The 10,136-nt window shown below is 67.1% G+C and carries 10 protein-coding genes; 2 read left to right on the top strand and 8 right to left on the bottom strand.

The window, feature by feature from the left end:
- Positions 1–93: 93 nt before the first annotated feature.
- Complete coding sequence (locus AC5P8Y_RS09985; protein WP_111188383.1) at positions 94–540, top strand: REP-associated tyrosine transposase; 447 nt, start codon at positions 94–96, stop codon at positions 538–540.
- A gap of 398 nt (positions 541–938) precedes the next feature.
- On the opposite strand, the gene AC5P8Y_RS09980 is transcribed toward AC5P8Y_RS09985, so the two are convergent.
- The 4 genes from AC5P8Y_RS09980 to AC5P8Y_RS09965 are packed head-to-tail and all read right to left on the bottom strand — an operon-like array spanning position 939 to position 4,860.
- The gene (locus tag AC5P8Y_RS09980) at positions 939–1,379 is read right to left on the bottom strand and encodes a DUF2894 domain-containing protein (protein ID WP_395760172.1); all 441 of its coding nucleotides are present in this window, start codon (positions 1,377–1,379) and stop codon (positions 939–941) included.
- Positions 1,297–1,935, bottom strand: a complete 639-nt coding sequence (locus AC5P8Y_RS09975; RefSeq protein ID WP_006449800.1) for an OmpA family protein — start codon at positions 1,933–1,935, stop codon at positions 1,297–1,299. The genes AC5P8Y_RS09980 and AC5P8Y_RS09975 overlap by 83 nt, the downstream gene beginning before the upstream one ends.
- The gene (locus AC5P8Y_RS09970) at positions 1,932–4,196 is read right to left on the bottom strand and encodes a DUF802 domain-containing protein (RefSeq protein ID WP_111188384.1); all 2,265 of its coding nucleotides are present in this window, start codon (positions 4,194–4,196) and stop codon (positions 1,932–1,934) included. Before AC5P8Y_RS09970 ends, AC5P8Y_RS09975 begins: the two co-directional genes overlap by 4 nt.
- Before the next feature lie 10 nt (positions 4,197–4,206).
- On the bottom strand, positions 4,207–4,860 hold the full coding sequence (locus AC5P8Y_RS09965) for a DUF3348 family protein (protein WP_033835609.1): 654 nt from the start codon (positions 4,858–4,860) through the stop codon (positions 4,207–4,209).
- Between the two features lie 145 nt (positions 4,861–5,005).
- On the opposite strand from AC5P8Y_RS09965, the gene AC5P8Y_RS09960 reads away from it, so the two are divergent.
- Positions 5,006–5,926, top strand: a complete 921-nt coding sequence (locus AC5P8Y_RS09960) for a M14 family metallopeptidase (protein WP_033835608.1) — start codon at positions 5,006–5,008, stop codon at positions 5,924–5,926.
- On the opposite strand, the gene eptA is transcribed toward AC5P8Y_RS09960, so the two are convergent.
- The 4 genes from eptA to AC5P8Y_RS09940 all read right to left on the bottom strand — a co-directional run bounded on the left by eptA (position 5,830) and on the right by AC5P8Y_RS09940 (position 10,061).
- Positions 5,830–7,641: a phosphoethanolamine transferase EptA gene (gene eptA / locus AC5P8Y_RS09955; protein ID WP_111188385.1), complete on the bottom strand. Its 1,812-nt coding sequence runs from the start codon at positions 7,639–7,641 to the stop codon at positions 5,830–5,832. The two genes, AC5P8Y_RS09960 and eptA, sit on opposite strands and share 97 nt — an antisense overlap.
- Positions 7,642–7,714: 73 nt before the next feature.
- Positions 7,715–8,101: a diacylglycerol kinase gene (locus tag AC5P8Y_RS09950; RefSeq protein WP_005409934.1), complete on the bottom strand. Its 387-nt coding sequence runs from the start codon at positions 8,099–8,101 to the stop codon at positions 7,715–7,717.
- A 59-nt stretch (positions 8,102–8,160) separates the two neighbouring features.
- On the bottom strand, positions 8,161–9,390 hold the full coding sequence (locus AC5P8Y_RS09945; RefSeq protein ID WP_495201946.1) for a sensor histidine kinase: 1,230 nt from the start codon (positions 9,388–9,390) through the stop codon (positions 8,161–8,163).
- A complete protein-coding gene (locus tag AC5P8Y_RS09940) occupies positions 9,387–10,061 on the bottom strand; it encodes a response regulator transcription factor (protein WP_014647407.1) in 675 nt (224 codons plus the stop codon). The genes AC5P8Y_RS09945 and AC5P8Y_RS09940 overlap by 4 nt, the downstream gene beginning before the upstream one ends.
- Positions 10,062–10,136 lie beyond the last annotated feature (75 nt).

Here is a 10,136-nt window from a genome sequence, read left to right as displayed (position 1 = left end):
TGGCCGGCAACCTCATTCAACTTCAGACATCTCCCAACCTCCATCGAGGCATGGCCCGACAGCCAACGCGCAATGATCGACCCACCATGGCGCATGAGCAGCCATCGCCTCCGCCTGGGCCGTCACTCGATCATCGGCCAGTCCTACGTTCTGACAACCACGACTCACCAGCGCAGCCGGCTCTTTGAAAGCGAAGCTGCAGCAGCATGTGTAATCGACCAGTTCCACTACATCGAACAGCGCGGGCTCGTACAGTCACACGCATGGGTCGTCATGCCGGATCACGTCCACTGGATGTTCGCGCTGCGCGCAGCTCACCTTCCCGACATCGCGCGCCGGATGAAGTCGTCGAGCGCGCTTGCGCTGAATCGCTTGGTGGGGCGTCGATGTACGGTCTGGCAGCCTGGTTACTTCGATCACGCAGTGAGGGCCGAGGAGTCGCTGGCGCGACAGGCGCTGTACATCCTGGGGAATCCGGTACGCGCCGGTATTGCTGGGCAGATTGGTGAGTATCCGTATGCGTGGTCGGTCTGGTTGTGATGCCGGCCAGCGGCCGGCACTACCAAAGCAAAGGCGAAGCGCAGCGCAGATTGCGTTCCGGCGCAGAGAGCACCCTCGATGGTAGTGCCGGCCGCTGGCCGGCAACCCCATGACCCGCGCAGAGATGCATGGCTACCGGCCGGCAGCCGGCACTACCAGTCGATGTTCAGCGCGGCCATTCGCTGTTCAGCGCCGCTTGTGCGCGCCTCGGCCGTGGTCGGTCTGGTTGTGATGCCGGCCAGCGGCCGGCACTACCACAGCAAAGGCGAAGCGCAGCGCAGATTGCGTTCCGGCGCACAGAGCACCCTCGATGGTAGTGCCGGCCGCTGGCCGGCAACCCCATGACCTGCGCGGAGATGCATAGCTGCCGGCCAGCGGCCGGCACTACCAATTCGTGTTCAGCGCGGCTTGCGTGTCCGCTTCGGCTTCGCGGTATCTGCACCGCTGGCGGCACCGTCCTGCAGCGCCTGCAGCCACGACAACGTATCCACATAGTCGATGAAGTGCCGCAGGTAGCCGGGGCTGGTGGCCTGCATCGTGTCCAGCATGCGCTGCACCAGCACCGCCGAGTTCAGCGGGCCGCCGTCGGCCGGGGCCTCGGTGCGCAGTGAGCGGCGCACCTGCAGTTCGCTGCGCAGCTCCGACCACTCGCGCTGCACCTGCTGCAGCATCGGCACCTGCGGGTAATGCGGCAGCGAGCGCGACCCCGCATCGAGGTCGCGCACCAGTGCGCGCAGGCCTTCGAGCGCTGGCGGCTTACTTGGCATCCGGCGCCTTGGGCTTGGGAATCGGCGCGATTTCCACGCGACGGTTACGTGCGCGGCCGTCTTCGCTTGCATTGGAACTGACCGGCTGCTCGCTGCCGAATGCGGCGGCGAACACGGCGTCGGCCGGTACGCCATCGGCGATGAGCGTACGCGTCACGGTCAGCGAGCGCTGCGCGGACAGCTCCCAGTTGTCGGCGAAACGCCGATTGCCTTCGCGCACCGGTGCGTCATCGGTGAAGCCGCTGACCATCAGGATCTCTTCGCGGCTGCCCAGATAGGCGGCCAGCGGTGCGGCCAGGCTGCGCAGCAGCTCCTGGCCTTCCGGCTGCAGCTGGTCGGAGTTCAGCGCGAACAGCACGCTGCCGCTGATGCCGATGCGGCCGTCGACCAGGGTCACGCGACCGGCGGCCAGCGGGCCAGCCAGTGCCTGCTCCAGTGTCTGCAGGCGCTTGGCTTCGGCCTGGCGCTGCTTCACTTCCTGGTCCAGCCGCTGCGACAGCTCCAGCTGCACCGCGACCACACCGACCAGTATCAGCACGAACGCGCCCAGCAGCACCGACATCAGGTCGCCGAAGGCGGCCCAGATCGGGGCGTGCGAACCGCCGTCGACCTCCAACTCGTCGCTCATGCGCTACCGGCCTTGCCGCGGCGCGTGGCCAGCTGCTGCAGTTCTTCCATCACCTGCTTCTGCGACAGCAGGCTGAGGTCGACCACCTCGCGCGCCTGCGCCACGTAGTAGGCCAGCTGCTCATCGCTGCGGGCCAGCGAGGCATCCAGTGCGCCGCCGATCTGTTCCAGGCGGCCGGACAGCTCGGTGGAGGCGCTGCCGAACTGCGCGACCGCTTCGCCGAAGCTGCTGGCCAGCTGTCCGACGTCGCCCGCGCTGCCGTGGAGCGCTGCGGCAATGCCATCCAGCTTGCCGGTCTCGGCGGCGATATGGTCGGTGAAGCGTTTGCCGACGCGTTCCAGCAGCTCGGCCGAGCCACCGACCAGTGCGTCCACAGCGGTGCGCTGTTCGTGCGAGGCATGGTTGATCGCATCCAGCAGGGTCTGCACGGTGGCCAGCAGGCGTCCGCGCTCCTCCAGCATCGCGTTGTCACGCACCAGGCTCTCGGACAGCGTGCTGCGCAGCTCGTTGATGACGTCGGCTGCGGCCTTGGGCGCGGCGGCGGCGGTCTGCAGCAGGGTGGACACTTCGGCCAGCGTGGCGCTGGCCTGTGCGCGACCGTTCTCGCCGATCTGCTGCGCGGTGGCCGCCAGCGTGTCGCAGACCTGCTGCTGCTGCGCGGCCAGGCGTTCGCCATTGGCCTGCAGGCGCTCGGCCAGCCCGGTGGAAACGTGCTGCAGAGCATCGCTCCAGCGCTGCAGGCGCTGTTCGTCGCCGGCCTGCAGCTGCGCCTGCAGGGCGGCGTGGGCCTGCTGCAACTCGGCGCTGACCGCGTCCCAGCGCGCCTCGCGTTGCTGCTCGCGGCTGTCCAGGCTGGCCTGCAGTTCGGCGTGCGCGGTGGCAGCGGCGGCCTGCGCGGCCTGCCAATCCTGCAAACGCTGCAGTTCGTGATCCTGCAGCAACGACTGGCTGGCGCTGTGCTGCTGCTCCAGTGCCTGCAGCAGCGCCTGCGCGTGCTCGTTCAGCTGCTGACCAGCTGCGAGCAGCGCCTGCTGCTGGCGCTCGACCAGTGCGCTGTTCAGGGCCTGCTGCTGTTCGGCGCCAGCACGCAAGGCCTCCGCATTGTCCTGTGCATCGGCCTGCAGGCGCTCGCCGATACGTGTGACCAGCGCTTCGGCATGCGTGGCCTGGCCATCGCTGAAGGCCTGCAGGTGCTGGCGCAGGTCGCTCACCAGTGCCTGCTGTGCCTGGGTCTGTTCACTCACCACCTTGGCCCAGCTGGCCTCGGTCGCGACGCGACTGCGTTCGAAACCGTCGCTCAGGCCGGCCAGCTGCTGCTGCACGGCCTGCTCGACGCGGGCATGCAGTGCTTCGCCGTGATGGGCCAGGCCAGCCAGGGTGGTCTCGGCCATCGGTTGCAGCGCGCCACCGATGGCGGCGGCGCTGGCTTCGGCACCTTCGCGCAGCGACTGCTGCAGCGAGACCGCCAGGCGTTCCTGCAGGGCCTGGCTCTGGGTCAGGAACTCGGCCTGGCCGGCCAGCAAGCGCTCATTGGCGGCCGCACTGTGCTGTTCAAAGGTGCTGGTCATCGCCTGCAGGCGGTCGACCAGCGCCGGCAGCGCCGCGGACTGTGCCTGCAGCAGGCGCAGCGACTCGGCGCGCTGCCAGGCCTGCGAGTACGGATGCAGGTCGCCGGAAATGGCGCGGTCCAGCTGCTGCACGGCCTGCAGGCGGTCACGACGCAGCAGCGCGGCCAGCAGACCGAGCATGGCCGAGCTGGCCACACCGGCGATCGAGGTGCCGAATGCCACCGCCAGACCCTGCACCGGCGAGGCCAGCGAGCCGCGGATCGCGGCCATGTCGGTCGCGCTCTGCAGGGCCAGTCCGGTGCCACGCAGCGTGTCCATCATGCCCAGCAGGGTGCCGAGCATGCCCAGCAGCACCAGCAGGCCGACCAGGTAAGGGGTCAGCACCGGAGCGGGCAGGGCAGTGCGCTCGCCCTCCACGCGCAGGCGCACGGCATTGCGCAGGCCTGCCGGTACGCGCTCCAGCCAGGCAGTGAGGCTCTCCTTCGCGCTGGACAGGTCGTTCAGTGCACTGCGCAGGCCGTTGCTGGCCTGGCGGTAGCGGTACAGCTCCACGCCACCGGCGATGTAGCAGGCCGCGATGATCGCCGCCACCGCTGCACCCAGCGGATGCACCGAAACATAGCCAATGCCGATCCAGCACACGGCCAGCAGGCCGACAAGGAAAACAACGACATGGAAAGCAGTTCTGGACATGGTGTTCCGGTCAGTGGGAGCGCAGGGCGTCTTGCAGCCCTTCGATCGGGTGGAAGCGCAGCTGCAGCTCGGCGAGCAGCAGGGTGCGCATGTCATGGCGGAAGGCCGCGCGCCAGCCGGGCTGGCCGTGCACGCGTTCAAAACGGGCACCGAGCACGGCCGGCGCAGTGGCCAGCAGGCTGTGCTCGCGCGGGGTGAGGGTCTGTTCCATCACCGCATCGACCTCGGCCAGCCGCGCCAGCTCGGGCGAAACCTGCACCAGCTGGTCGCGCAGGCGGCCGCGCAGGCGCCCGGTGGCGGTCTGGATGGCCTGCTGCAGTACCCGATAGCGCTGGCGCAGCGAGGCGAAGTTGGGTGCAGCGGCAGCTTCGGCCAGATCCAGCAGGCGCTCGGCCTCGGCGTCCTCACTGATCGAGGCCAGCAGGCTGGCGTGCGCCTGCGCGCAGTCGGCCAGCACATCCTCGACCGCCTCGGCGGCTTCACCGGGCTCGGGCAGGCGTCCGCCGAGCGCCCCGGACAGGGCCACGGCACGGCTCCAGTCCACCCACTGGCCGAGGCGATCGGTCAGGGCGGGACTGCTGGCCGGCATCGCGCCGTCGCTGAGACGGGCGAGCAGGCGGAGGAATTCCGGTCCACCCAGGACCGGCTGCGCTGCTTTCGCCATCAAGGGGTGAGGGGCCAAAAACCATTGATTTTACAACCAGATGACCTTGGCTGGATGAAGGCGGGGCCGGGGGAGGGGACCCGCGGGCGCGACAAGGCTTAGAATGACCGGCTGCACCCATCCCGTTCGACCCCTGGAGTACCCAATGACTGTTGCGCAGTTCTACCCGATCGGCACCCCCGGACAGCCCTGGGGCGACGCGGAACGCGCACAGTGGCGGGCCCGCCAGCAGCGCCAGCGCAGCTACCACGATGACGTTGTGGCAGCGCTCGAGCGCCTGGACGACAGCTTCGATGTGATCCAGTACGGCCAGCTGGACTATGCGCCGGACCATTACCCGCTGTTCGCCGTGGTCAACCACGACTGGAACCCGGCGCTGCCGACCGCGCTGATCACCGGCGGCGTGCACGGCTATGAGACCAGTGGCGTGCATGGCGCCCTGCAGTTCCTGGAACAGCAGGCCGAGCGCTACCTGGGCCGGCTGAACCTGATCGTGGCGCCGTGCGTCAGCCCATGGGGCTACGAGCGCATCCAGCGCTGGAACCCGGATGCCGTCGACCCGAACCGCAGCTTCCGTGACGGCGGCCAGATCGAGGAAGCCGCCGCGCTGATGCGCTGGGTGGCCGAGCGCAAGCCGAACCTGCTGGTGCACCTGGACCTGCACGAGACCACCGACAGCGACCTGCACGAGTTCGATCCGGCCCGCTGCGCCCGCGACGGCAAGCCGTTCGAGCGCGACACGATTCCGGACGGCTTCTACGTGATCGGCAACAGCGAGGATCCGCAGGCCGAGTTCCAGAAGGCCCTGATCGCCGCCGTCGCCCCGGTCACCCATATCGCCCCGGCCGACGCCGAGGGCAACCTGGTCGGCCTGCCGTTGCAGTCGCCGGGCGTGGTATGGGGCGAATCGCGTTCGATTGGTGCCTGCGCCGGCTTCACCGATGCACGCTTTGCCACCACCACCGAGGTCTACCCGGACAGCCCGCGCACCAACCCGCAGGAATGCAACGACGCCCAGGTGGCGGCGGTGTGCGCGGGCCTGGATTTCGCCCTGGCGGCGCAGTAACGCGCCACGTTGCGGGCAGCGACCGGCATCAACCGGCGCCGTTCTTTGGCTGGCGAGGTGGCCACAGCCGGCGAAGCCGACGCGCGGCAGCCGGCGAAGACATCCAGATCGCGCTGGTACACCGTGCTGTTGACCCCGAACAGGCCCAGCAGTGAGTGGAAGACATTGTCGTGGCTGTGCGCCCGGTGCAGGGCATTCCCGCGCAGGCAGGCCAGGTCCACGCCCGCGTTGCGGCTGAACTCCGGTGAGAACCACATCACCATCGGCACCTGGGTCTGCTCGCGCGGCGCGATGAAGTAAGGCGTGCCGTGAAGGTACATGCCACGTTCGCCGAGCGACTCGCCATGGTCGGACACATAGATCAGCGCGACATCACGCTGGTCCGAATAGCCCTGCAGCAGGTCGATGGTCCTGCCAAGCATGCGGTCGGTGTGGACCAGGGTGTTGTCATAGGTGTTGACCAGCGCCTCGTTGCTGCACTGCTGGATCTGATTGCTGTCGCAGGTCGGACTGAATGCCCGCGACTGTGCCGGGTAGCGTTCGAAGTAGGTCGGGCCGTGGCTGCCAAGCTGGTGCAGCACGACCAGGGCGTCACCGTTCATGGCGTCAATGCGTGTACCGAGCTGATGCAGCAGCACCTCGTCATAGCAGGTGCCGTCGGCATTGACACATTGGCCGGCCACCTTCAGCGCGGGCATGTCCTCGGTCGGCACGCGTTCGCACACGCCTTTGCAGCCACCGTTGTTGTTGTTGCGCCAGAGCACGCTGATGCCCGTGCGCTGCAGGATGTCGAGCACGTTCTCCTCGGTCGCTGCGCGTACATCGTCATACTGGCGGCGGGTCATCTGCGAGAACATGCACGGCACCGAGATCGCCGTTGCGGTTCCGCATGAGGAAACATCACTGAAGCTGATGACGCCTTCCTTGCGCGAGAGCCGGGGATTGGTCGCGCGTGGGTAGCCGTTGAGCTGGAAGTTCTGTGATCGCGCGGTCTCGCCGACGACCATGACCACAAGCTTCGGACGCGGGCCCGGTACGCGCCGTGCGTCCATGCCGATCGGGCGCAAGGGTTGCTGGCGGGCGCTGTAGAGGCCTTTCAGATAATCGTGGGTATGGCGCACGACATTCAACGGCAGCACCTGGTCACGGAGATAGCGGTTGTTGCGCAGCAGCGAGGAGTAGTCCTTGTAGAACGCGAAGCCGATTGCCAGCAGTACCAGCAATGACGCCAGAGCGCTGGCCGGCCACACCAGCAGCGAACGTATGGAACCGGCCCCGCTGGTGGTGCGCACCAGGGCGAGCCCGGCAGCAGGCAGCACGCCCAGCGCCAGCAGGGTCAACAGTAGTGGCAGCGACAGATAGGCGTTCAGTTCGGCCTGGTTGGTCTCGAACACGTTCTGCACCATGCTGCGATCGATCAGCACGTTGTAGTGCAGCATGAAGTAGCTGCAGGCGGCGCTGACGACAACGAGCAGCACCAGCAGCGGCCTGCGCAGGAACGGCAGTGCCAGCAGTGGCGTCAGCAACAGGTTGAACAGGCAGAACAGCACCACCGGCAGGCTGGCCAGGAACAGCACGCTGCGCACGCTGTTGAGGTCGACCAGCCCCCACAGCGTCTTCCAGAGGGCGATGTTTCCAATCGTGGTGAAGAACAGTGCGACGGCCCAGACCAGAACGATCGGATGGGGCCGTGGAAAACGGCGGCATTGACGCACGAGCAGGTTCCGTGGAGCGGGAGTGCGCGCAGTATCGAAACCGCTTTATCAGGAAGTTGTCAGGTTGGGCGGACTAGCCCAGCAGGATGACGCCCCACACCGCGCCCACCATCAACAGTGCGGTGGTCTGCGCGGCGCTGCCCATATCCTTGGCGTTCTTTGACAGTGGATGCTGTTCCAGGGAGATGCGATCAACCACCGCTTCGATCGCCGAGTTGAGCAGTTCCACCAGCAGGCTGATGAAGCAGACCGCAAGCACTATCGCGCGCTCGACCGCGCTGATGTCCAGTACGAACGCTGCAATGATCAACAGCGCGTGCAGAAGCAGCAGCTGGCGAAAGGCAGCCTCGCCGCGGAAAGTGGCGACGAAGCCATCACGCGAATGGATGAGGGTGTGGAAGATGCGGCTCAGGCCGGTCTTCCCATGCGGGTACTTGCCGCTGTCCTTGGGGTGCTGCATGCGGTTTCCGCCGTGAAGTGAGCAATCCCCAGCATGTGCACGCGTGCGTCAGGAAATCGTCAGAGGGGCCACTCCAGGCTGAACCGGCATCCCTGCTGCGATGAATGCACCGTCATCCTCCAACCCAGGTGCTCGACGATGCGCTGCACGATCGACAACCCCAGCCCCTCGCCGCTGTGCACGCTGCCGGGCACGAAGCGCTGGAACAGCTGTGGATCGATACTGGAGGGCAGGCCGGGCCCCGTGTCGGCGACGATGAGTGCGGCGTCGTGGAGGGAGATCCGGACTTCGCCGCTTTCGGTGTACTGGCAGGCGTTGCGCAGAAGGTTCCAGATCACGCTGTGCGCAAGATCCGCGTTGGTGTGCAGCACGGTGTCATGCCGGGCATCAAACGCAACGATCACCGGCTTGCCGGAAAGCCACGGCTGGCAGCGATCCATGCAGCATTCAACCAGCGCACGCAGGGCCACCTCGTTGCGTGGCACGGTGCTGGGGGCGCGAGAGAGCAGCAGGCAGGTCAGCTGGCGCTGCATCTCCTGGGTGGTGCGCAGGATGCGCTCGGCACTGGGAACCAGGTGGCTGTCGGCCGGAAGCTGGCAGGCCAGCGTCTCGGCAGCACCACCGATGATGGCCAAGGGCGTGCGCAGCTCGTGGCTGGCATCGCCGCTGAAGCACTGTTCGCGATGCAGGAACCGTTCGAGCTCGTCACTATGGCGGGCAAAGGCGCGCGCGAGCACGCCGATCTCATCGCGTGCGTCCTGGTAGGGAAAGGGCTTGTGGCCGTCCTGCACCGCATCGGCCAATCGTGTGATGGGCGCGATGACGTGGGTCGCGACCTTGCGACCGATCAGGAAGGCGCCAAGCACGCAGATCGAAATGACCAGTGCCGCAAAGGCATTGATCAGGTATTCCAGATAGCCATAGGGGGCTGCGTCCTGCAGCAGGTAGTAACGTTGGCCGGCACTGTCGAACACGCGCAAGTGCCACTCGTTGGGTGCTGCTTCGCCGTGATATCCCGGGCCATATTGGCGCAGCACGACAGGCACGTCCTGGGCATCGAACAGTGCGCTGCCGGAGGGCAGGTCGGGACGCCGACCACGGGCGAGTTCGTCCTGCAGGCGGCGTACTTCATTGTCCTGGGTCCGCGCGACGACAGCGGCCCGGACCTGGTCGTAGTCCACCTGTTCGGCCAGTACGATGAAGCCCATGGCACCGGCCATCAACAGCACGAACGAGATCGTGATGCGGGTGCGCAGGCTCAGGCGGCGGTAGAGGGAGGCACGGGTCACGCCTGCATGCGCCAGCCGACGCTGTGCACCGTGGTGATCAGCGCGGTGTCGAAGCTGCGGTCCACCTGCAGGCGCAGCTCATGGATGTGGGTTCGCAACGCGCCGCTGTCCGGTGGCTCGTCGCCCCAGACCAGGTATTCCATCTCCTGCTTGCGCACCACGGCGGGCGCCGCACGCACCAGGCACATCAGCAGCTTGTGCGACGTGGGCGTCAGCGCGATGCAGCGGCCTTGGCGCCAGGCCTGTGGCGAGCGCGTGTCCACCTGCAGGTCCTTCCACGCCAGCACGCTCTGGACCTGGCGACCCTGTGCCCGGCGCACCAGGGCCTTGATCCGCGCATCCAGTTCCACCAGCGAAAACGGTTTGACCAGGTAGTCATCCGCGCCCAAGGCCAGGCCCTGCACGCGGTCTTCGACTGGATCGCGCGCGGTCAGCATCAGGATCGGCACCGGGTTCTGGAACTCCTGGCGCAGCTTCTGGCACAGCGTCATGCCGTCCAGCCGCGGCAGCATCAGGTCCAGCAGGATGGCGTCGTAGTCGTGCTGCGTGGCCCGGCGCAGTCCGCTGGCGCCGTCGCGGGCGTCGTCCAGTACGTAACCCAGCGGTTCAAAGAAGGCATACAGGTTGGCAACCAGCTCGGGGTTGTCTTCGATGATCAGCAGGCGGGTCATGGCATGCGTCCTTGCGCGTGGCCGAACTCTGCCCGATCGCTGGCCGAATGCCAATGCCCTTGCTGAATGGATCGC

This window comes from Stenotrophomonas sp. YJH_SMC_12-1, assembly GCF_059370935.1.
The sequence above is the reverse complement of the archived record's forward strand: the minus strand, read 5'-3'. Positions and strand labels throughout refer to the sequence as shown.

Excerpts from the sequence above, each read along its gene's own strand:
- AC5P8Y_RS09980 (WP_395760172.1), bottom strand. The coding sequence starts at position 1,379 with ATGCAAGCGAAGACGGCCGCGCACGTAACCGTCGCGTGGAAATCGCGC.
- AC5P8Y_RS09960 (WP_033835608.1), top strand. The coding sequence starts at position 5,006 with ATGACTGTTGCGCAGTTCTACCCGATCGGCACCCCCGGACAGCCCTGG.
- AC5P8Y_RS09975 (WP_006449800.1), bottom strand. The coding sequence starts at position 1,935 with ATGAGCGACGAGTTGGAGGTCGACGGCGGTTCGCACGCCCCGATCTGG.
- AC5P8Y_RS09965 (WP_033835609.1), bottom strand. The coding sequence starts at position 4,860 with ATGGCGAAAGCAGCGCAGCCGGTCCTGGGTGGACCGGAATTCCTCCGC.
- AC5P8Y_RS09970 (WP_111188384.1), bottom strand. The coding sequence starts at position 4,196 with ATGTCCAGAACTGCTTTCCATGTCGTTGTTTTCCTTGTCGGCCTGCTG.
- AC5P8Y_RS09950 (WP_005409934.1), bottom strand. The coding sequence starts at position 8,101 with ATGCAGCACCCCAAGGACAGCGGCAAGTACCCGCATGGGAAGACCGGC.
- AC5P8Y_RS09940 (WP_014647407.1), bottom strand. The coding sequence starts at position 10,061 with ATGACCCGCCTGCTGATCATCGAAGACAACCCCGAGCTGGTTGCCAAC.
- AC5P8Y_RS09985 (WP_111188383.1), top strand. The coding sequence starts at position 94 with ATGAGCAGCCATCGCCTCCGCCTGGGCCGTCACTCGATCATCGGCCAG.